The organism is Nocardia jejuensis NBRC 103114 (assembly GCF_001613145.1).
Classification (GTDB): Bacteria; Actinomycetota; Actinomycetes; order Mycobacteriales; family Mycobacteriaceae; genus Nocardia; species Nocardia jejuensis.
Genome location: NZ_BDBU01000037.1, coordinates 49,988 through 72,392, shown reverse-complemented (window position 1 = coordinate 72,392; position 22,405 = coordinate 49,988). Strand labels below are relative to the sequence as shown.

Here is a 22,405-nt window from a genome sequence, read left to right as displayed (position 1 = left end):
GACGTCCGGCGCACTCCCAGGTATCACTGTATGGATTTTTTGCCGCCGAGGGCATCGATGAGCCGAAAACTGCTGGTACAGGGATATTCCGAGTTCTACTCGGGCTGCGGGTAATCGCAGACGCGGCGCGCGGGCCTGGCCAGAATGAGCGCATGAGTGTGGACGCGCCGACCGAGGCGCTGTGGCAACGTTATCGCGAGACCGATCCGGGGACTCCGGCTCACTGGAACCCGGTGCTAAAGGTGCTGCACGAGCATCGCTCGGTCCGCCGCTATCTCGATACCCCGGTTTCGGATGACACGCTGCGACTGCTGATTTCGGCGGCCCAGTCCGCACCCACCTCCTCGAATCTGCAGGTGTGGAGCGTGATCGCGGTGCGCGATCCCGAGCGCAAGGCGCGACTGGCGGAATTGGCGGGCGGGCAGGAACACATCCTGCAGGCGCCGGTGCTGCTGGTCTTCACGGCGGATTTCGCCCGGCTGCGGCAATTGGCGGCCGATCGGAACTCGCCGCTGGAGGGCGCTGACTATCTCGAATCGAGTTTCGTCGGATTCGTGGACGCGGCGCTCGCGGCGCAGAACGCCGTGGTCGCGGCGGAATCGGTGGGATTGGGCACCGTCTATATCGGCGCGCTGCGCAATCAGCCCGAACGTGTTGCGGCGGAATTGAATCTGCCGCAGCAGGTGTTCGCGGCGTTCGGTCTCGTGGTCGGGCATCCGGATCCGGAGGAGAAGGCGCGGGTCAAGCCGCGGCTGCCGCAGGCCGCGGTGTTCCATCACGAGACCTATGAGCTGGCCGAGCAGCGTAGGCACGTCGCGGTGTACGAGCAGCGGATCGCCCAGTTCTACGCCGAGCAGGATCTGGCGCACTCGTGGACCGAACGGGTGCTGAACCGGTTGAAGTCGGCCGCGAGTCTCAATGGCCGTGATCGGCTCCGCGAATCGCTGTCGAATCACGGGTTCCGTTTGTTCTGATATCGGGAAATCGTTTTCGCCTTTCCCGCCCTGAAATGAAGACGTTTCACTAATGTTCGCCTCGGTGACCGCGAGGGTCACCGGAAGGAAATGGTGACATCATGACGAAACGTTCGATCGGCGCCCTCGCGGCAGTGAGCCTCTCGGCACTGGCGGCTCCCGTGCTGCTGGCGGCCCCGGCCTCGGCGAACATAGACAGCATCAAGGTCGAGGGTGCCCAGGCGGGCGCGGACTGCACCGTCGCGGCCACCGCGTGCACGATCAGCGCCAAGGTGTCGGGCACCGACGCGACGGCGCCGGTCACGGTCTCGGTCGACGGCGCGATCATCGCCCAGGGCGTCACCCCGAGCGGCGGCACCGCCAGCGCGCAGTGGAAGCCGGCCGCCAACGCCAAGTACACGGTCACCATCACCCAGGGCAGCTACACCTCCTCGGTGTCGGTGAACGTCCCCGGCCGCGCCGAGAGCTCGACCGGAATCCCTTCCGGGGTGGGCGATCTGGTGAAGTTGCTGACCGGCTCCGCGGGCTAGTTCGCGCAGGGGGGCATCGGCGGCGGTCTTAAGGTTCCCGTCAGGATCTTGAAAGTCGGCGCGACTATAAATATGGTGTGCGGGCCGGAAAGTTTCACCGGTTCAAGGGAATTCGCACCACACATCTCGTGGTGCAGAGGGGGAACATCATGAAGTCGAGTTTCGTCGCCAGAATCGGCCTCGCCGCCGCAGTCCTCGCCGCCCCGCTGGTCGTCTTCGCGGCTCCCGCGCAGGCCGATCCGCATCCGAACGCCTGCCTGGTGGTCGAGAACAACACGCCCAACGTCCTGAACATCCGGCTGAAGAACCGGCTGTGGAAGGGCAACTCGTGGACCATCAGCCCGTGGGACACCACCATTCTCACGGACAACGACCGTGCGATCGCCACCTCGGACGGTGACTGGAACGTCATCGGCCCCGCGGGCGACTGGCGCTTCGAGCCGGACCAGAACAACGTCCGCTGGGGTTGCAGCGGCTCCTGGGTCTTCACCGTCAACTGACCCGGACGCGCATCGTGCCCCCGTGTGGAATTCCGCACGGGGGCACTGTCATGTCCCGGCAGGGCCTGCGTCGGACGGAGTGCGCACCGGAGGGCTGCTGTGCACCACGAATTTCCCCATGGGGGCGAGACAATTTCCCCACGGGGACGAGACGGCGTGTTCGATTGATGCCAGACCGCTGTCCGCACGAGGAACAGGAACCGTCGTATGACCGTCGACGTCTGGGCACAGCATCCCACCTCGCGATTTCTCGCTCACGATATGTTCGACTCCCTGCGCCGCTGGACCGGGGGATCGATACCGGCGCAGCAGATTCCGCTGTCCGCCACGCTCGACGCGATGGCGGCGGGCGGGGTGGACGAGGCGCTCATCTCCGCCTGGAGCGCGCCGGAGGGAGTGTTGATCTCCAATGACGAGGTCGCGGCGTGGGCGGGGCAGGCGCCGGGCCGGCTGCATCCGATCGCGTCGGTCGACATCCGCAAGCCGATGGACGCGATTCGGGAACTGCGCGAGCGAGTCGCGCAGGGATTCAAGGGTCTTCGCGTGCTCCCGTGGCTGTGGGAGGTCCCGCCCACCGATCGCCGGTTCTATCCGCTCTTCGCCGCCTGTGTGGAACTCGGCATCCCGTTCTGCACGCAGGTCGGCCACACGGGCCCGCTGCGGCCGTCCGAGCCGGGCCGTCCCATTCCGTACATCGATCAGGTCGCGCTCGATTTTCCGGAACTGACCATCGTGTGCGGGCATATCGGCTACCCGTGGACCCAGGAGATGATCGCGGTCGCCCGCAAGCACGAGAACGTCGTCATCGACACCTCGGCGTACACCACGAAACGCATTCCGCCGGAGCTGATCTCGTATCTGAAGTCCCGCGGCGGCCGGCGAAAGGTGTTGTTCGGCACCAACTATCCGATGATCGTCCCGGAACACGCCCTCGAGGGCGTGGACGAACTCGGGCTCGACGCCGAGGTGCGCGAGCTGTACCTGGACGGCAACGCCCGCCGGGTGTTCGGGTTGGCCGGCCGATCGAGCCCCGATGGCACCGGCCGATCAGACGCCGATGGCACCGGCCGATCAGGCCCCGATGGCACGGGCCAGGTGCGGCCATGAATCGTGCAGGTCGGTCTCGAACTGACCCCAGGTGTGTGAGCCCAGCGGCCGGTTGAGGTAGATCGGCGGCATGCCGAGGTCGGTCAGACGCGCGGCGAAGGATCCGGTGCAGGAACTCGCGATCGCCTCGATGATCGGGGAGGGGATGCCGCCCCGATCGATCGGGCCCGGAATGCCGGAGGCGGCCGAGAGGTAGACCGTCTTGCCCGCGAGCCGGCCCGCGTTGATCGACGGATCGTGTGAGCGCCACACCTCGCCGCCGGGCGATCCCCACATATTGGCGGGATTGCCGCCGCCGCGCATCACCACCGCGCTCGCCATGGCGATACCCGCCGGATCCGAGGTCCACGGGCAGCCGCTGTAGGACGCGACCGCGCTGTACACATCGCTCGCCTGCACGGCGAGATCGATCGCCGATCCGGCGCTCATGGACACCCCGCCGATCGCATTGCGTCCGGTGGTGCCGAGTTGCGTGTCCACCGCGGCGGGCAACTCCCGGGTGAGGTAGGTCTGCCACCGGTTCCGTCCGGCGATCGGGTCGTCGGCGAGCCAATCGGTGTAGAGGCTGAACGCGCCGCCGGTCGGCAGCACGACGTTGACGTGCTTGTCGGCGAAGAAGTCCCGCACGTCGGTGTCGTCCCACCACGAGATCCCGTCCTCCGCGCCGCCGGCTCCGGTGAGCAGGTACAGCGTCGGCGCGGGGCCGTCGCCCGCGGCCCGGATCACCCGGTTGGAGATCACCCGGTTCATCGCCGGTGAATAGACGTCGATGCGGGACATGCGGTCCCCGATCGACACCTCGTCGACCACCTCCACGGCCTGCGGCGCCGCACAGGCGGGCCGGACGAGAACGACGGAGGCGGCGATGGCACACGCGACTAGGGCACAGAGCTTCGAAGCGGTCACTTGTTCGTTGTACCCGGAAACAGCCCGGGGCTCACCGGCGTTCGCCGATCTTTCCGGCGGCGCTGTCCTCGGGACCGCCGTCCTCGAGAGTGCCGTCCTCGAACGCCGCAGCCAATCCCGGATTCGCGACAGTGACGCCACCTCCATCAGCCCGACGCCGCCGAGGCGCCCGCGCGAACACTGCCTCGCCGCCGATGGTTGTCGCCACTCTGCCCACCGTTGCGCCCCCATATGTGTCCTCCCCCGGGTCGATGCGTCACCGTCGCGCGGGCCCTCGAGACAGCGGCCGGTGCATCTGGTCAACTCTCGCACGTCGGTACGACAGAGTCGGCCCGCCGGACGCGACCGCGCGCAGGGCCCGGCGCGGAGGTTCTCCGAGTCCGTTCCGGCAGCCCGGTTCCCGGTTCGCCGGGCGCGCGTGAGCAGCGGCCACGGCGGCGGAATTGCCTGTCGTACTGCGCATTCCGAGTCCGTGCGGGTGTGTTGCCGGGGGCCGTTTCGGACTTGTCGGTGGGGTCGCATACCTTGTGCCCATCGTGATCGACCGGGAGGGAGAACGATGGTCTCGAATCCGAGCGCCACACCGGAGCAACCAGTGTGGGAAAGTGCCTCTGTAGTGCGGGTATTGCCCGCGGTGGCGCCGCGTAAGTTGAACAAGGTTCCGTTCGTGGAGTTGGCGGACGGGCGGCTGCAGGGCGTGGTGTCCAGCGGCTCCGATATCTCACGGGTGTACGTGGCATCGGTGACCGCGGGAACGCACGGACTCAGCTGCAGCACCAACAACAATCGCCCGTGCGGCGGGTTGAACCAGGGCTGGACCTGTAAGCATCTGGACTCGCTCATCGACGAGGCCGTGCTGCAGTACGGACAGGAGCGCGTGGCCCGGTTCCTGCGGGTGGAGGTGCCCGAGGGCGGGCGACTCGCCTCCTGCCTCAATGGAACTCGCGATCCGGCTCCGGCCGCCGCGGTGTTCAGCCGGTTCCTGCGGCATCTGGCCTATCTGGAACTGCCCGGCAGCGCGTCGCCGATTCCGGAGTTGCAGTGGTTCCCGGCGGGGGTGGATCGCTGATGCGGGGAGTGGGAGTGCAAGTGCTGCAGGAGAATTCGGAGGGCGTCAGTGCGGCGCTGGAGATGATAGCCGGTTTCGACACCGCGCTCGTCGACGGCTTCGCCCGGGTGTCCGAACGGCAGAACGCCGCACTGGCCGCGCTGGCCGGTGCCGTGGCGGGATCGCCGCTGGCCGTGCCGGTCGCCGAGGCCGTAGCGAAACTGAGCACCGGCGCCATCGCGCCGGAACAGTTGTCGGCTCTGGCCGCGGCCCGGTCCGCGCTACTGGGCGCGGTGCACGACGCGCTGCTCGAGCAGGCGGACAAAGCGCTGGGCCGCAACCGATTCGAGTGGGAATGCCCACCGGTCGAGTCCGCGCCCAGCCCGCTCGCGGTGGGGTCGAGGGCCTGGCTGGGTGAGCTGGCCATCGCGGGCTGGCGCGGGGTGGATCACGACCTGGTGTCCGCGGCGGACAAGACCGTGGAGGCGCTGCTGGCCGAGCCCGCGTTGCGCCGGCTCGCGGTTCTGCTGGACGGCTTCACCGCCGAGCTGAGCGCCTCGTCGCCGATCGCGACGGCCGATCGGCTGCCCGTGCGGCGCTGGGCCGATCTGTGGACCCGGGCACTGCTGTTGTCGTGGCGCGGAACCGAATTCGCCGTGGCGGAGCAGGTATCGGGTCGGCTGCTGGTGCTCGGCGTGGATGTGCACGAGCACGGCACCGCCGTGCAGGCGCAGGTGCACGGCGTAGTGGAAACCGCGGGCGCACCGGCTCGGCGAGTTCGGGTCTCGGTCGCCGCGGCCAAGGTGAACACCATTGTCGGACCGGCGATCTGGCAGCTGCTCGGCGCGCATCCGCAACTGCTGACAGCACTCGCTCAGCACCGGGTGCTGGAACTCACCGATATGCCGCTGACCGCGTCGGGCGATCTGCTCTGGCAGGACGATCACGCGAAGGCCGGGGAACAAGCCGATCCGTTCGTCACGGCCACCGTGCTGCTGCCGCAGGCGCAGGCTCCGGCCGTTCCGCCACTGGATCGCGATCCGGTGCACATCGCCGAACCGGTGCTGTTCCAGGACTACCGGATCAGCGACGGCGCACTGGAATCGGACGGACAGCGGGTGCCGGTCGAGCTCGGCGCGCTGCCGCCGAGCGGACCGCTCACCGATGTCGCGGTGCGCAATTCCAGCGCCATGATCGGTCTGCTGCGCTGGGACGCGAACGGCTGGTCGGTGCGCCCGCTCGCCGTGCGGCGCAAGGTCAAGGGCGTGGTCACCGATATCCACGGCGGTGACTGGGCGCTCGGGCCGACGGACCCGAAAATCGCCAAGGCGCAAGCGAAGTCGGGCGATGCCGTGGCGGTGCTTCGCGAGCGGGCGGGACGGTTGCTGCGCAAATGACACAGCACGAGACACGACGCCAGATCCTGTACTGGCGCCTGCTGGCCGGCGTCTTCGCCAATGATCAGCAGCCCACCCTGGAGTCGGCGAGCGCGGGCATCGTGGCGGATCTGGGCCTGCCGCTCGCGGTGCTGGACCCGGGCGTATCCATCGACACCGTGGTGCAACGGTTTCCGGACATGAAGGCGGAGTTCGAGAGTCTCGACTTCACCGATTCGGTTGCGGCCGAAACCGAATCGTCTTCCTCCACCGCGGAGGCGGAAAGCGACCCTGCGGCGACCGGCGAGACCGCGGCCGACGCCGAGGGGCCCGGCCTCACGAGCGACGAGCCGACTGCCGCGATCGGCGCGGAGGATGTGCGCACCGCCGCACTGGTTTCCAAGCTGCTGCTCAATGTGTTCGCCACCGGTTCCGGCGCGGTGAGCGCGGGGCAGCTCTCGGGCTGGCAGTCCGACGCGGGCTGGCTGCGGCGCACCCTCGGGCACGAGCACGCCGGTGAGGTCGCCGGAGTCCTGGCCGAACTGGAAGCGGGTCTGGTCTCCCGCATGCGATTGCGAGAGGTGCTGGCCGATCCGAACCTGGCCGGGCAGCTCACGCCGAGCATGTCGCTCATCGAACAGTTGTTGCGGGACAAGCACAATCTGTCCGGTGTCGCGCTGGCCAATGCCAAGGCTCTGATCCGGCGGTTCGTCGATCAGGTCGCGGAGGTCCTGCGCACCCAGGTCGCGCAGACCAGCGTGGGCACCCTCGACCGATCGGTGCCGCCCAAGCGCATCCTGCGCAATCTCGATGTGGATCGCACCATCTGGAAGAACCTGCCCAACTGGAATCCGCAGGACGAACGGCTCTACGTGGACCGCCTGTACTACAGGCACACCGCCAAGCGCACCGTGCCGGCCCGGATGATCGTGGTCGTCGACCAATCCGGCTCGATGGTCGACGCCATGGTGAACTGCACCATTCTGGCCTCGATCTTCGCGGGCCTGCCCAAGGTGGACGTCCATCTGGTCGCCTACGACACCAACGCGCTGGATCTGACCCCGTGGGTGCACGACCCCTTCGAGGTGCTGCTGCGCACGAAACTCGGCGGCGGAACCGACGGCCGGGTCGCCATGACGCTGACCCAGCCGAAGGTCGAGGACCCGAAAAATACAGTGGTGGTGTGGATTTCGGACTTCTACGAATGGCAGTGCCAGGAACTGTACGAAAGCATGGAGGCGCTGCATCGCTCCGGGGTGAAGTTCATCCCGGTCGGCTCGGTGAACAGCTCCGGTCATCAGAGCGTCAACCCGTGGTTCCGGGAGCGCTTCAAAACCCTCGGTACCCCGGTTCTCTCGGGGCGCATCCAGAAGCTCGTGCACGAGCTCAAGAACTTCATCGACTAGGAGAGCACCATGAACGACGTTTTGCGCGCCCCCGCCGAGGTCAAGTACGCCGAGGAACTCGATTGGCTGGAATCGATCGACACCGGCCCCAAGCCGTACACCTGGCGATTGAGCCCGAAGATGATCCGGCTGTTCATTCTCGGCTCCGAACGGGCCGACGGCCTGGACCGCGAGGTCGAGCAGAAGTGGTTCGGCGACCGGAGTTTCGTCGAACGCAGCATCGTGACGCTGGCGTCGGATCGAGGTCTGCTGCTGATCGGCGATCCCGGCACCGGCAAGAGCTGGCTGGCCGAACTGCTCTCGGCGGCGATCAGCCGCAATTCCACGCTGGTGGTGCAGGGCACCGCCGGCACCACCGAGGACCACATCAAGTACTCGTGGAACATCTCGATGGTCATCGCCAAGGGGCAGTCGCGTGAGTCGATGATCCCCTCGCCGATCATGACCGCCATGGAGCAGGGCGTGATCGGGCGCTTCGAGGAATTGACCAGGTCCACCAGCGATGTGCAGGACGCGCTCATCTCGATCCTGTCCGAGAAGTACGTGTCCATCCCGGAACTCGACGACGACAACGTGGTGTTCGCGCAGCCCGGCTTCTCCATCATCGCCACGGCCAACAGCCGTGATCGCGGAGTGAACGATCTGTCCTCGGCGCTCAAGCGGCGCTTCAACTTCGTGCGCATTCCGATCGTGGCCAACAAGCGCAGCGAGGCGGAGATCGTGCGGTTCCGGACCTCGGAACTGTTGCGCCGCCACCAGATCGAGCTCGAGCTGCCGCCCACGCTGCTCGACATCCTGCTGGACAGCTTCGCGGATCTGCGGGCTGCCGCCTCCGCGGCCACCAATGACGACGACAAGCTGGAATCGGCGCTGTCCACGGCCGAGCAGATCGGTGTGCTCGAGGACGCGATCCTGCACAGCCAGTTCTTCGGAAAGCGTGAGCTCAAGGCCGAGACGCTGGCCGGTTCGCTCGTCGGATCCCTGGCTCGGCGTACTCCCGAGGATCTGGCGATTCTGAACAAGTACCTGCACGGTGTGGTCGAGCCGCGCAGCAAGGCCGAGGGCGGCGCGTGGGGCGAGTTCCTCGAGGGCGGCCGAGCGGCGATCGCGAGACTGTCGTGACCGTCGAGGAGATTCGCCGCGCGCCGAACACCTTTGCCGCTCTGCGTGATCAGCTGGTGGACGCGGCCGCGACGTTCGCGGGCGCACCCGGCGCGGCAGGAGACATCCTGGCGGGCATCGTCGACGACGTCGACCGGGCGCTGTCGGAACAGCTGGAGATCTTCCCGGTCTGCCATCATTCACCCGCCTCGGGGCTCGCCATGGTGCGGCGGCTGCGCGAGAAGCAGCCCGCTGTCATCTATCTGGAGCTGTGCGAGGATCTGCGTCCGCTGCTGGACGAGCTGACCAACTGCCGGCTCCCGGTGGCGCTGCAGGCCTTCGCCACCGAGGTCGCCGACTTTCCGCTCGAGTGGGCGCCGCTCTCGATCGTCGCCCCGATCACCGAATCCTCGGCGGAGTACCAGGCCATCGCCTACGCGCTCGAGACGCCGGGGGTGGAACTGGTGCTGGTGGATCGGTCCACCGACCACGTGTTCCAGTGGGCGCCCAAGGACGAGCCGGAGCCCGAATCCGCCCCGGGCGGAACGACTCCGGTCGGCGACGGCCTGCACGGCGAGGCCGTCGGCATCGAAATCGGTGACCTGCGGCCGCGTTTCGCGGAGCTGGAGGAGTACCTGCTGCACCACGGCAAGGTCCGGCACTGGTCCGAGTGGTGGGATCAGTACGTCGAACAGCCGCTCGTCGACGCCGACTACGACACCTATCGGCAGGTCATGGTGATGATCGGCAGTCTGTTCCGCCGATTGCGGCGCGGCAGCCTCACCGAGGACGAGGACCGCGAGCGGTACATGTGGACGCGCATGCGCGAACACCTCGCCGCGACCGGCGCGGATCCGGCCACGGCGCTGTACATCTGCGGCGCGGCGCATGCCGCGAGCCGGGTCGAGCAGTTCGGTCTGGCCTCGGACGCGCCGTTCGAGATCTCCCCGCGCTCGGACACCAAGTGGCACTACGGCTTGATCCCGTCGAGCCACTCGGCCATCGAGGATCAGTTCGGCCTGGCCGGCGGCGCGGTATCGATCGCCGCGGCCACCTGGGCCAAGGGGCTGCGGCGGGGCGCGCTGGCGTCGTTTCGGCTCGCCGGGCAGAAGAGCGGCAAGACTCGCGCCAAGAAGCCGCTCGGCGTCGCGAAACGGGAGACCGAGGTCAGCGATCAGCTGTCCGGATTCCTCTCCCGCCCAGCGGTTCTGGATCCACTGGACGAGGCCGAACTGCTCGAGTGGTCGGTCGATATCGTCCGGCTGGCACGGCGCAACGGTTACCTGGCCAGCACCGCCGACGCCATCGCGGTGTTCGAGCATTCGATCCTGTTGGCGGGCTTGCGGAATCGGGCTCGCCCGACGCCGTACGACTTCCAGGACGCCGCGGTCACCTGCATCGAGAAGGACAAGGTGCCCGGCCGGCGCGATGTGCGCAGGCTGTGCGAGATCCTGCTCGGCGGCGATCGCATCGGGCAGGTGGGGTACGAGGCGCTGCCGCCGCTGGCCCGCGACGTGCTGGACCGGCTGCAGCCGCTCGGACTGGATCTGTCCAAGCGCACGCTGCAGCGCGCCCTGCTGGATCTGAAGTCGAATCCGGAATTGCGACCGTGCTCGGATCTGCTGTGGATGCTGCGAAAGCTGCTGCCGCAGGACGCTGTTCGGCCGATCATGGGCTCGCGCGGCCTCGGTGAATCCTCCATCCAGGAGAGCTGGGATCTCGGACTCGGCAAGTATCAGCGTTCGCTGGTGGAGCTGGGCTACGAGGGCGTCTCGGTGGAGCAGGTGCTCGAGCAGCGCCTGCGCCGTGCGGTGCACGCACCCGAGGCGACGGCCGCGGTGGCGCTGGGCGCGGTCGAGGACGCCCTGCTGTATCTGGGCTCGGTTCGTCTGGCCGACGAACTCGGTTCCCGCGCGGTCGAACTGCTCGCGACCGAACGGACCGTGGACGGCGCGCCCGCCGTATTGCGCCGGATTCGACTGCTGCTCAACTATTTCCGCTCCACCGAGGCGGGCCTGCCCGCCTGGTGCGGCAGATTCGTGACAGCCGGATACGCGCACTACTGCACCCTGCTGCCCACCGCGTTCACCGACGAGGAGACCGGACCCGCACAGGTCGCCGCCATGCTCGGGTTCCTGTTCGGCATGGAGAACCTGGCCCTGTCCCTGGGCTGCGATCACACCCAGCTGGAACTGGCTGTCCTGCAATCGCACCCGGAGGCGCCCGCCAAGGTCGCCCTGCTGTGGGCGGCCCGCTTCCAGCTGGGTCTGCTCACCATGACCGAACTGCGTGAGCGTTGCGACGCCATGCTCGCCAACCCGCTGGTGCTGCCCACGGTCCCGCACTACGTCGGCGGTTTCGTCCAAGCCATCGATCCGGCTCCGGCGCTGAAACCCTTTGTCGTGGAACTGCTGTCGAAAGCCTTCGGCACCCTCCCCGACAAGGTGCTCCTGCCCTGGCTGCCCACCCTCATCACCACCCTGCGAGCCCAGGCCGGGGACCTCATCCCCGGCCTGGTTCGCGAGGCGGGCCGCACCTTCCCCGGGGCGCTCCCGGCCGTCGATGCCTTCATCCCGCCTTGGTCGGCCGAAACAGTCACTCCCACAACGGGACCGGTGCCGGTTGCTTCGGGACCGGCCACCACCCTGCTGGCCGAGCACCCCGACACCTGCGACGCCCTCGCCGCACTGCTCGGCCTCGAGGGCGCCTGGCAGCAGCAGTCCCCACCCGCCGATACCGCGGCGGCCGACCTGCTGGCCCGCTTCCCGGCCACCACCCAAGCCCTGGCGTCCCGACTCCTGCCCTCCGGCACGCCGGCCTGACATCGAGGACCCCCGTGGCCGCCCGCACCCCGCGGGCGGCCACTTCCGTCGGTGCCGCCGATCCACCGGATCAGAGCAGATATCCGATCCCCACCAGGCCGAAGGTTCCTACCAGAACCAACCAGGGGATCACGCTGCGAAAGGTCGGCCAGTTCGCCCGCCAGAACCGTTGCATCGCAGCGGTGGCCTGCAATTTGTGCGCGAGCGGGGGAATTCGGTAGGCGATGATCAGCAGCATCATCACCGCGACGTCCAGGACCGCCAGTCCGACCAGAACATTCGTCAATTCCTGACCCCTGTCGATCACCGGCTCGGTGCCGTCGTCACATCATCACCGGGCCGCAGGGGGCCGGCCAGCGGTGGGGCGCAGGTGATTCTGGTGGCTTGCGCTTTCGTCTGCTCCCGCACGCCCTCGGTGGAGGGCGCATCCCCACTCCGGACCCGCCGCGCTCACCCGGCGAGTGACGCTCCGAGGTAGGGGAGGGCCGTTCGGCGTGATCGAGCGAGGGGTGGGAACCGTGTCGCTCGAACGATGTTGGGCGGGTGGCCGATTCGAGGTTGCCGATTGGTAGCGGCTGCGCGTGAATTGTCCCGAAATAGCGGGCTGGAGTGCAGGGGAGCGAACCCCTGGGGATTCGCGAGACCTGTCAGTTTGTTGTGCGCGAGGCGGGACTTGAACCCGCACGTCCGTGGACACCAGAACCTAAATCTGGCGCGTATGCCAATTTCGCCACTCGCGCTGATGGTACGACCGTCCAAACTTTACCGGGCATATCCGGGATCGCGAAGCACCGGGCGGGCGTGGCGTACTGGTCGGTAACCCTACCTGCGGTTATAACGATTTGGTAACTGGCAATATGAGGGGGCCTCACATTTCCTTCACCCGTGTAACCAGGCTCACCAGCGGGTTCAAACATGAGGGAGGGTCATGTTTCTGACAGTTCTGGTACGGACGTACAGAAATACTCAGGAGTAAGCGCCGGGACGAAACACAAACATGAGGAGATCCTCATGATTTTGTGGAATCCTCGCCATTTACCAGGGCCAGATGGCCGGAGGAACACCTGCGCACCGTGAGCGTGGCCCAGCCCTGAGGGGGCCGGGCCGCCAGGAGAAGGAAGTCGAACGTCTTGACGATCAATGAGAGCACCGGGACCGGATCCAAGGCCAGGATGGCGCGGAAGAACCGGGAAAGTGGAGTCAGGTCGTCGCTGCTGGACCGCTTGCTGGGCGGCACGCCGTACGCCCTGGCATTCGGCGGGCAGGGGGCACAGTGGCTCACCGAACTCGAGGAGATCGGGCACGACAGCGCGCTCGAACCCGAGCTGACCGCGCTGGTGAACGAGGCCGCGCAGACGCTCGAGCCGGTCGCCTCCCAGCTGCTGGTCGTTCGTCCCGTCGGATTCGACCCGATCGGCTGGATGCTCGAGGACGAGATCACCGACGAGGAGCAGGGGGAGGTGTCGGCGGCGCCGTCCGCGCAGGTACTGCGCTCCGCCGCGGTCTCCATGCCCGGCGTGTTCCTCACTCAGATCGCCGCCCTGCGGGCGCTGCGCCTGCAGGGCCTGGACATGGCCGCGCAGCCGCCGGCCGCGGTCATCGGACATTCGCAGGGCCGGATCGCCGCCACCGCCGCCGAGGCGCACGGTGCGCGTGATGCCGAACTGCTCGCCCTGGCCCAGCTGATCGGCGCCGCCGCGGGTCTGGTCGCGCGCCGTCGCGGACTCATGCCGATCGGCGACAAGTCGCCCATGGTCGCGGTCTCCAACGTGGACCCCGAGCAGCTGCGCGCGGTCATCGAGCAGGTGTCGGCGGGCGTCGCCCCCGACAAGGCCGCCGTGCTGTCCATCCGCAACGGCCGTCGCCGGGCGGTGCTGTCCGGCCCGGTCAGCCAGCTCGATCGAGTTCGCCAGCGCTGCACCGAGATCCACGAGGAGCAGGCCAAGGACCGCGACGCCAAGAAGCGCGGCGGTGCGGTCTTCGCGCCGGTGTTCGAGGACATCCCGGTCGAGGTCGCCTTCCACCACCCCGCCCTCGCCGACACGGTCGAGCTGGTGCGCGGCTGGGCCGCACAGTGCGGGCTCGACGCCGACCTCGGCGCGGCCCTCGCCCAGGAGGTGCTGGTCGATCCGATCGACTGGGTCGCCATCGTCGAGGAGACCGTCGCGGGCGGCTCGGAGTGGATCCTGGACCTGGGCCCCGGCGACCTGCTGAGCCGCCTCACCGCCGGATCGATCAAGGGCACCGGCGTCGGTGTGCTCGCCGCCTCCACCCGCACCGGGCAGCGCAGCCTGTTCACCCCGGGCGCGACCCCCGAGGTCGCCCCCGCCTGGGCCTCCTTCGCGCCGAAGCCGGTGCGCCTGCCCAACGGCCGCGTCGTGGTCGAGACCGCCTTCACCCGCCTCACCGGCCGCTCGCCCATCCTGCTGGCGGGCATGACCCCCACCACCGTCGACGCGAAAATCGTTGCGGCGGCGGCCAATGCGGGCCACTGGGCCGAGCTGGCCGGTGGCGGCCAGGTCACCGAGCAGATCTTCGCCGACCGCGTGCGGGAGCTGCGGGAGCTGCTGCACCCGGGCCGCACCGTGCAGTTCAACTCGCTGTTCCTGGATCCGTACCTGTGGAAGCTGCAGCTCGGCGGTAAGCGCCTGGTGCAGAAGGCCCGCTCGGCCGGTGCGCCTTTCGACGGCGTCATCGTCACCGCGGGCATCCCGGAGCTCGAGGAAGCCGTCGCGCTGATCGAGGAGCTGACCGAGGTCGGCATCACCCACGTCGCGTTCAAGCCCGGCACCGTCGCTCAGATCCGGGCCGTGCTGCGCATCGCCGACGCCGTGCCGGACTACCCGGTCATCATGCACATCGAGGGCGGCCGCGCCGGTGGCCACCACTCCTGGGAGGACCTCGACGATCTGCTCGTCGAGACCTACGCCGAACTGCGCAACCGCGCCAATGTGATCGTCTGCGTCGGCGGCGGCATCGGCACGCCCGAACGCGCCACCGAGTACCTCACCGGCGTCTGGTCCCGGGCGCACGGCTTCCCGCTCATGCCGCTGGACGGCGTGCTGGTCGGCACCTCCGCCATGGCGACCCTCGAGGCCACCACCGCTCCCGAGGTCAAGCAGCTGCTCGTCGACACCCCCGGCACCCCGGACTGGGTCGGCGCGGGCACCGCCACCGGTGGAATGGCTTCGGGCCGCAGCCAATTGGGCGCGGACATCCACGAGATCGACAATGCCGCCTCGCGCACCGGCCGCCTGCTCGACGAGGTCGCCGGCGATGCCGAGGCCGTGGCGAAGCGCCGCGAGGAGATCATCACCGCGCTGGACCGCACCGCCAAGCCGTACTTCGGCGATGTCGCCACCATGACCTACGTCGAGTGGCTCGAGCGCTACGTCGAGCTGGCCGTCGGCCTGGACCGCCGCAAGGACTTCGACTGCGGCGGCGACTTCACCGATGCCATCGCCGACGCCACCCGCTCGGTCTGGCTGGACGTCACCTGGCGCGACCGGTTCGCGGAGATGGTGCGCCGCACCGAATCTCGCCTCAACCCGGCTGATCGCGGTCCCATCGCGACCCTGTTCGCCGAGGACTCGGCGTTCGAGGCCCCGGTCAAGGTGCTGTGCACCCTGCGCGAGCAGTACCCGGCCGTCACCGAGGCCGTGCTGCACCCGGCCGATGTGCCGTTCTTCGTGACCCTCTGCAAGATCCCCGGCAAGCCGGTCAACTTCGTGCCCGTCGTGGACGGCGACGTGCGCCGCTGGTGGCGCTCGGATTCGCTGTGGCAGGCGCATGATCCGCGCTACTCGGCCGATCAGGTCTGCGTCATCCCCGGCACCGTCGCCGTGGCCGGCATCACCCGCGTGGACGAGCCGGTCGGTGAGCTGCTGGACCGCTTCGAGCAGGATGCCGCCTTCTCTCTGGTGCGCGAGGGCGTCGTTCCCGCCGCCGTGGACGGGCGTCGCCGCGTCCAGGTCACCTCCGGCGCGATCGACATCGTGCTCGCCGCACCGGATGTCGAATGGGCGGGCCGCACCACCGTCAACCCGATCCACCGCCTGGGCGATCTGGGGGAATGGACCGTCGACGGCAAGGGCGCGACCCACCCGCCGACCGGCGCCACCCTCACCGAAACCGAAGGCCCCGAGGCGGACAGCGCCTACGTGGAGCTGACCGTTCCGCTGCTCGGCCGTACCGCGGCCGATGCCGCGAACGCCGTGCGCATTCGCGTGACCGTCCCGGTCTCGGTCTACAACGGCGGTGCTCCCGTCGTCACCGAAGCCGACGCCGACACCGCGATGTCCGCGCTGCTGGCCGTCGCGGCCGGACAGTCGCTGCCCGAGGTCAAGACGGTCGACGGCGTGGCCGTCGCGCACGTCAACCTGGCCTGGACCCCGGACCTGATCGCCGATCACGCCGGAGTCACCGGCTCCGGCCTGCCCGATTCGCTCAGCACCATCGGCCGCACCGTGCCCGACGTGCTCGTGGGCGCGTGCTGGCCCGCGGTGTTCGCGGTCCTGGGCGCCACCCGCACCGCCGATTCGCACAGCGTCATCGAGGGCATGCTGGACCTGGTCCACCTGGACCACCAGATCGCCCTGGTCGGCCAATTGCCCGACGGCGCAAGCGTGCTCGCGGTGCGGGCCGAGGCCGGCGAGACCCTCGACACCGATCTGGGTCGCGTGGTCGAGGTGCGCGTCAAGATCAGCGGCATGCTGGACAAGCCGGAAACCGGTATGTCCATGCCGACCATCGCCCGCCTCACCGAGCGCTTCGCCATCCGCGGCCGCACCGGCGCCGGCGAGCTCACCGATCCGCCCCGGGCCGCGGGCACTCTCGGCGAGCAGGCCGCGGACACCCCGCGTCGCCGCCGCCGCGACGTCACCCTGACCGCGCCGCGTGCCATGGCCGCGTTCGCTCAGGTGTCGGGGGATCACAACCCGATCCACACCAGCGACGCCGCCGCGAAGCTGGCCGGACTCGGCAGCCCGATCGTGCACGGCATGTGGCTCTCGGCCGCCGCCCAGCACGCCGTGTCCGCCATCGATTCCGAGGACAAGGTCGCACCGCGCACCCTGACCGCGTGGACCACCCGCTTCCTGGGCATGGTCCGTCCGGGCGCGCAGATCGACGTGCGCGTGGAGCGGATCGCCATCGACGCGGGCTGCGAGATCATCGAGGTCTCCTGCCGCATCGACGGTGATCTCGTGATGACCGGCACCGGCCGGGTCGCGCCCCCGAAGACCGTGTACGCCTTCCCGGGACAGGGCATTCAGGCCAAGGGGATGGGCCTGGACGCTCGCACCCGCTCCAAGGCGGCCAAGCAGGTCTGGGACACCGCGGACAAGCACACCCGCGAGGCCCTGGGCTTCTCGATCCTGGCCGTCGTGCGGGACAACCCGACCTATCTCAAGGCTCGGGGCGTGGAATACCGGCACCCGATGGGTGTGCTGCACCTGACCCAGTTCACCCAGGTCGCCATGGCGACCCTCGGTGTGGCTCAGGTCGCGGAGCTGCAGGAGGCGGGCGCGTTCATCGAGGGCGCGATCATGGCCGGCCACTCGGTCGGCGAGTACAACGCGCTCTCGGCCGTGGCCGGGGTGCTGCCGCTGCACGCCGCACTCGAGGTGGTGTTCCAGCGCGGCTCGGCCATGCACGAGCTGGTTCCGCGTGATGCCCAGGGCCGCAGCAACTATCGGATGGCAGCCATCCGCCCGTCGCAGATCGCGGTGCCGGACTCCGCGGTGATCGAGTTCGTCGCCACGGTCGGCGCCAAGGCCGGTGAGTTCCTCGAGGTCGTGAACCTGAACCTGCGGGGCGCGCAGTACGCCATCGCGGGCACCGTCAAGGGCCTCGAGGCGCTCGAGGCGGAGATCGAACGGCGTCGCGCCGAGACCGGTGGCAAGCGCGCGTTCGTGCTCATCCCGGGCATCGACGTGCCGTTCCACTCCACCGTGCTGCGTGCCGGCGTGCCGGAGTTCCGCACCAAGCTCCAGGGCCTGCTGCCGGACGACCTGCACCCGGAACTGCTTGTCGGACGCTATGTTCCGAACCTGGTGCCGCGCCCGTTCTCGCTCGAGCGCGACTTCATCCAGGAGATCGCGGACCTGGTGCCCTCGGAGCCGCTGGCCGAAGTGCTGGCCGACTTCGAGGACTGGGCCGCCCGCCCGATCGACCTGTGCCGCGTGGTGCTCGTGGAGCTGCTGGCCTGGCAGTTCGCCAGCCCGGTGCGCTGGATCGAGACCCAGGACCTGCTGTTCACCGATGTCGAGCACGGTGGTCTCGGAGTCGAGCGGTTCGTCGAAATCGGTTTGGCCGCAACGCCTACCGTCGCGAACCTGGCGAGCAACACGCTCAAGCTCCCGCAGTTCGGCAGCTCCACGGTCGAGGTGCTGAACATCGAGCGTGAGTCCGGCATCGTGTACTCCACCGACACCGACCCCGCACCGGTCGAGGAGCCGCAGGAGGCTCCGGCCGAATCCGCCGCTGCCGCAGGGGCTCCGGCCGCCGCCGCTCCCGTCGCGGCTCCGGTCGCGTCCTCCGGTGGTCCGCGTCCCGACGACATCGCCTTCGCCGCCGCCGACGCCACTCGCATCCTGATCGCGCTGTGGACCAAGCTGCGGATGGATCAGATCGGCCCGGTGGACACCATCGAGGGCCTGTGCGACGGCGTCTCCTCACGCCGCAACCAGCTGCTCGTGGACCTCGGCGCGGAACTCTCGCTCGGCGCCATCGACGGTGCCGCCGACGCCGATATGGGCGCGCTGGCCAATACGGTCGACCGCTTGGCCCGCACCTACAAGCCGTTCGGTTCGGTGCTGTCCGACGCCATCGGCGATCACCTGCGCAAGGTGTTCGGCCCGTCCGGCAAGCGTCCCGGCGCGATCGCCGAGCGCGTCAAGAAGGTCTGGGACCTGGGTGACGGCTGGGCCAGCCACGTCACCGCCGAGGTCTCGCTCGGCACCCGCGAGGGCGCCAGCGTGCGTGGCGGCGATCTGGGCGGGCTCGTCTCCGGTGGCCTGAACGACGGCGCCGCCGTCGACGCCGCCATCGACGCCGCGGTGCAGGCCGTTGCCGCACGCCGCGGAGTCGCGGTGTCGCTGCCCTCCGCCGGTGGCGGCGGGGGAGCGACCGTGGACGCCGCCGCGCTGGGCGAGTTCACCGAGCAGATCACCGGCCGCGACGGCGTGCTGGCGCAGGCCGCCCGGGTGATCCTCGAGCAGCTCGGCCACAGCGAACAGCTCTCGGTTCCGGAAGTGTCCGAGGACACGCTGGTCGATCTGGTCTCGGCCGAACTCGGTTCGGACTGGCCGCGTCTGGTCGCGCCCGCGTTCGACGCGAAGAAGGCCGTCCTCATCGACGACCGCTGGGCCAGTGCCCGTGAGGATCTCGCGCGGCTGTGGTTCGGCAACGACGCGAACAATGCCGAACTGCCGATCGACGGCTACCACGGTGCGGGCGAAGCCGTTGCGGTGCAGGCCAATTGGTGGCGGGATCGGGCCAAGCACGAGGCCCGCTCGGTGCTGGCCGGGCTCTACGGCCGGATCGCCGAGGCCGCGCTGCGCAGCGACGACCCGGGCGTCTGGTCCGACGACATCGCCGTGATCACCGGTGCGAGCAAGGGTTCCATCGCGGCCGCGGCCGCCGGACGCCTGCTCTCGGGCGGCGCGACCGTCATCCTCACCACCTCCAAGCTGGACGACAGCCGGATCGGCTTCTACAAGAAGCTGTACCGCGAGCACGCTCGCAACGGCGCCGCCCTGTGGGTGGTTCCGGCGAACATGGCCTCCTACACCGATATCGACGCGCTCATCGACTGGGTCGGCAACGAGCAGGTCGACAATGCCGGCGGCGCGAAGATCCTGGTCAAGGAGGCGATGACCCCCACCCTGCTGCTGCCGTTCGCCGCACCCCGCGTGGCCGGCGACCTGGCCGATGCCGGCGCGCGCGCCGAAATGGAGATGCGGGTCCTGCTGTGGTCGGTGGAACGCCTCATCGGCGGTCTGTCCAAGCTCGGCGCGGACCACGACGTGGAGGCGAAACTCCATGTGGTGCTTCCGGGTTCGCCCAACCGCGGCCTCTTCGGCGGCGACGGCGCGTACGGGGAGTCCAAGGCGGCGCTGGATGCCGTGGTCGCCAAGTGGCGCGCGGAGAAGTCCTGGGCGGCGCGAGTCACCCTGGTGCACGCGCTGATCGGCTGGGTGCGCGGCACCGGCCTGATGGGTCATAACGATCCGCTGGTCGAGGCCGTGGAGAAGGCCGGGGTGCAGACCTGGTCCACCGAGCAGATGGCCGACGAACTGCTCAAGTGGTGCACCTCGCGCGCTCGCGTCGTGACCGCCACCGGCCCGCAGCAGATCGACCTGACCGGTGGACTCGCCAATGCCAAGCTGGATCTCGCGGCGCTGGCGAAGGAGGCCTCCGACGACGCGGCCGAGACCGAGGTCCCCGAGACCGACGGCCTGATCCACGCGCTGCCCGCCCCGCCGACCATGACCTCCGCGCTTCCGGTCCCCGAATGGGGTTCGGTCACCGCCGATCTCGACGATATGGTCGTGATCGTCGGCGCGGGCGAGCTCGGTCCATACGGTTCCGCGCGCACTCGCTTCGAGATGGAGGTCTCCGACGAGCTGTCGGCGGCCGGCGTCCTGGAGCTGGCGTGGAGCACCGGCCTGGTCACCTGGGAGAACGATCCCAAGCCCGGCTGGTACGACGCCGAATCCGGTGACTACGTCGACGAATCCGAGCTGGCCGAGCGCTACCACGACACCGTGGTCGAGCGCTGTGGCGTGCGCCGCTACGCCGACGACGGCGCAATGGTCGACAACACGGCGCCCCTGCTCACCTCGGTCTTCATCGACAAGGATCTGTCCTTCGTGGTGAACACCGAGGCCGAGGCCCGCGCCTTCTACGCCTCGAGCCCCGAGCAGACCGTCATCACGCCGGTCGAGGGTTCGGGCGACTGGCAGGTGACTCGCAAGGCGGGCACCGAGATCCGGGTACCGCGCAAGATCAAGCTGTCGCGCACCGTCGGCGGTCAGATCCCCACCGGCTGGGATCCCACCAAGTGGGGCATCTCCGCGGATATGGCCGGCTCGGTGGACCGGGTGGCGCTGTGGAACATCGTCTGCACCGTGGACGCGTTCCTGAGCTCCGGCTTCAGCCCCGCCGAACTGATGAGCTGGGTGCATCCGTCGCTGGTGGCCAACACCCAGGGCACCGGTATGGGCGGCATGTCCTCGATGCGCACGCTGTACATCGACAACCTGCTCGGTGAGCCGCACGCCAACGACATCCTGCAGGAGGCGCTGCCGAACGTCGCTCTGGCACATGTGGTTCAGAGCTACGTCGGGTCCTACGGCGGCATGATCCACCCGGTCGCGGCGTGCGCCACGGCGGCGGTCTCGGTCGAGGAGGGCATGGACAAGATCCGCCTCGGCAAGGCCGATCTGGTGGTGGCCGGCGGCTACGACGACCTCGGCATCGAGGGCGTCGTCGGCTTCGGTGACATGTCCGCCACCGCGGATTCCGCGGTGATGGCGGCCAAGGGCATCAGCGACCGCTACTTCTCCCGCGCCAACGATCGCCGTCGCGGCGGGTTCGTCGAATCCCAGGGTGGCGGAACGGTTCTGCTGGCTCGCGGCAGTGTCGCGCTGGAGATGGGCCTGCCGGTCCTGGGTGTGGTGGCGTACGCGCAGTCCTACGCCGACGGCGTGCACACCTCGATTCCGGCTCCGGGCCTGGGCGCCCTTGGCGCGGGACGCGGCGGCTCGGAATCCAAGCTGGCCAAGGAACTTCGCAAGCTCGGCGTCGCCCCGGACGAGATCGCGGTGGTGTCCAAGCACGACACCTCCACCGCGGCGAACGATCCCAACGAGTCCGAGCTGCACGAGCGGCTCGCCACGGCCATCGGCCGCTCGGAAGGCGCCCCGCTGTTCGTGGTGTCGCAGAAGGCCCTCACCGGTCACGCCAAGGGCGGCGCCGCGGCCTTCCAGCTCATCGGGCTGTGCCAGGTGCTCGAGCAGGGCGTCATTCCGCCGAACCGCAGCCTGGACTGCGTGGACGACAAGATGCGCCAGTACCCGCACCTGGTGTGGCTGCGCGAAGCTCTGAAGGTGGGAGATCGCTTCCCGCTCAAGGCCGGTCTGGTCACCTCGCTCGGCTTCGGCCATGTGTCCGGACTGCTCGCGGTCGTGCATCCGCAGGCCTTCCTGGAGGCGATCGCGGATTCGGACAAGCGTGAGGAGTACCGCCGTCGCGCCGAGGAGCGTCAGCTCGCCGGCCGGCAGCGGATGACCGAGGCCATGTGCGGCGGCGCCCCGCTGTACGAACGCCCGGCCGATCGCCGCCTCGGTGGCGAGGGCACCCCGGCCAAGAAGATCCGTCAGCTCGAGGCCGACATGCTGCTCTCGGAGCAGGCTCGCCTCGGCGCCGACTCGGTGTACGTCGCCGTGCCGAAGGGTCCTGCCTGCCAGTAAGTCCCGAAGCTGGATCCACTGCGACGGGCTCGCGTATGCGCGGGCCCGTCGTTCGTGTCCCGGGCAGGATGTCGTGATCCGCCCCGCGCCTTGATGATCCGGCTCGAAGCATAACTGAACTCACGACCAGTGAAACCTACGCAGCCGTAGGCCCGACTGG

At 68.9% G+C, this 22,405-nt stretch carries 12 protein-coding genes, 1 tRNA gene and 1 pseudogene; 10 read left to right on the top strand and 4 right to left on the bottom strand.

Annotated elements, in window-relative coordinates:
* The first annotated feature begins 152 nt into the window (after positions 1-152).
* The 4 genes and pseudogenes from NJ1_RS27350 to NJ1_RS27335 all read left to right on the top strand — a co-directional run.
* On the top strand, positions 153-974 hold the full coding sequence (locus NJ1_RS27350; protein ID WP_067699493.1) for an NADPH-dependent oxidoreductase: 822 nt from the start codon (positions 153-155) through the stop codon (positions 972-974).
* A 101-nt stretch (positions 975-1,075) separates the two neighbouring features.
* Complete coding sequence (locus NJ1_RS27345) at positions 1,076-1,504, top strand: hypothetical protein (protein ID WP_067699490.1); 429 nt, start codon at positions 1,076-1,078, stop codon at positions 1,502-1,504.
* A 149-nt stretch (positions 1,505-1,653) separates the two neighbouring features.
* Positions 1,654-2,004, top strand: a complete 351-nt coding sequence (locus NJ1_RS27340) for a hypothetical protein (protein WP_157574238.1) — start codon at positions 1,654-1,656, stop codon at positions 2,002-2,004.
* A 207-nt stretch (positions 2,005-2,211) separates the two neighbouring features.
* Positions 2,212-3,027 (top strand): annotated as a pseudogene (locus NJ1_RS27335) (amidohydrolase family protein); the annotation flags it as partial.
* A gap of 48 nt (positions 3,028-3,075) precedes the next feature.
* On the opposite strand, the gene NJ1_RS27330 reads toward NJ1_RS27335, so the two are convergent.
* A complete protein-coding gene (locus NJ1_RS27330; protein ID WP_067699486.1) occupies positions 3,076-4,017 on the bottom strand; it encodes an alpha/beta hydrolase in 942 nt (313 codons plus the stop codon).
* Positions 4,018-4,048: 31 nt separating this feature from the next.
* Entirely contained in the window at positions 4,049-4,225 is a 177-nt protein-coding gene (locus NJ1_RS40690; RefSeq protein ID WP_245717607.1) for a hypothetical protein, read from the bottom strand.
* A gap of 408 nt (positions 4,226-4,633) precedes the next feature.
* On the opposite strand from NJ1_RS40690, the gene NJ1_RS27325 reads away from it, so the two are divergent.
* From NJ1_RS27325 to NJ1_RS27305, 5 genes are read left to right on the top strand one after another with little or no spacing between them, the layout of a single operon-like run.
* Positions 4,634-5,086, top strand: a complete 453-nt coding sequence (locus NJ1_RS27325; RefSeq protein WP_245717606.1) for a hypothetical protein — start codon at positions 4,634-4,636, stop codon at positions 5,084-5,086.
* A gap of 14 nt (positions 5,087-5,100) precedes the next feature.
* Positions 5,101-6,462: a hypothetical protein gene (locus NJ1_RS27320; protein WP_245717605.1), complete on the top strand. Its 1,362-nt coding sequence runs from the start codon at positions 5,101-5,103 to the stop codon at positions 6,460-6,462.
* Positions 6,459-7,847: a vWA domain-containing protein gene (locus NJ1_RS27315; protein WP_067699481.1), complete on the top strand. Its 1,389-nt coding sequence runs from the start codon at positions 6,459-6,461 to the stop codon at positions 7,845-7,847. Before NJ1_RS27320 ends, NJ1_RS27315 begins: the two co-directional genes overlap by 4 nt.
* 9 nt (positions 7,848-7,856) lie before the next feature.
* Positions 7,857-8,969, top strand: coding sequence for an ATP-binding protein (locus tag NJ1_RS27310; protein WP_067699478.1), 1,113 nt, complete (start codon positions 7,857-7,859; stop codon positions 8,967-8,969).
* Entirely contained in the window at positions 8,966-11,770 is a 2,805-nt protein-coding gene (locus NJ1_RS27305) for a DUF5682 family protein (RefSeq protein WP_174557126.1), read from the top strand. The genes NJ1_RS27310 and NJ1_RS27305 overlap by 4 nt, the downstream gene beginning before the upstream one ends.
* 70 nt (positions 11,771-11,840) lie before the next feature.
* Here NJ1_RS27305 and NJ1_RS27300 read toward each other — a convergent pair whose 3' ends face one another.
* On the bottom strand, positions 11,841-12,056 hold the full coding sequence (locus tag NJ1_RS27300) for a hypothetical protein (RefSeq protein WP_157574236.1): 216 nt from the start codon (positions 12,054-12,056) through the stop codon (positions 11,841-11,843).
* A 372-nt stretch (positions 12,057-12,428) separates the two neighbouring features.
* A tRNA-Leu gene (locus NJ1_RS27295) sits at positions 12,429-12,510 on the bottom strand.
* 390 nt (positions 12,511-12,900) lie between these two features.
* Here NJ1_RS27295 and NJ1_RS27290 point away from each other — a divergent pair.
* Positions 12,901-22,245 (top strand): type I polyketide synthase, encoded by a 9,345-nt coding sequence (locus NJ1_RS27290; protein ID WP_067699474.1) that lies wholly within the window; start codon positions 12,901-12,903, stop codon positions 22,243-22,245.
* Positions 22,246-22,405 lie beyond the last annotated feature (160 nt).

What these genes read in the sequence shown, in the direction of transcription:
- NJ1_RS27350 (WP_067699493.1), top strand. Translation starts at nt 153, where the DNA reads ATGAGTGTGGACGCGCCGACCGAGGCGCTGTGGCAACGTTATCGCGAG.
- NJ1_RS27345 (WP_067699490.1), top strand. Translation starts at nt 1,076, where the DNA reads ATGACGAAACGTTCGATCGGCGCCCTCGCGGCAGTGAGCCTCTCGGCA.
- NJ1_RS27340 (WP_157574238.1), top strand. Translation starts at nt 1,654, where the DNA reads ATGAAGTCGAGTTTCGTCGCCAGAATCGGCCTCGCCGCCGCAGTCCTC.
- NJ1_RS27315 (WP_067699481.1), top strand. Translation starts at nt 6,459, where the DNA reads ATGACACAGCACGAGACACGACGCCAGATCCTGTACTGGCGCCTGCTG.
- NJ1_RS27310 (WP_067699478.1), top strand. Translation starts at nt 7,857, where the DNA reads ATGAACGACGTTTTGCGCGCCCCCGCCGAGGTCAAGTACGCCGAGGAA.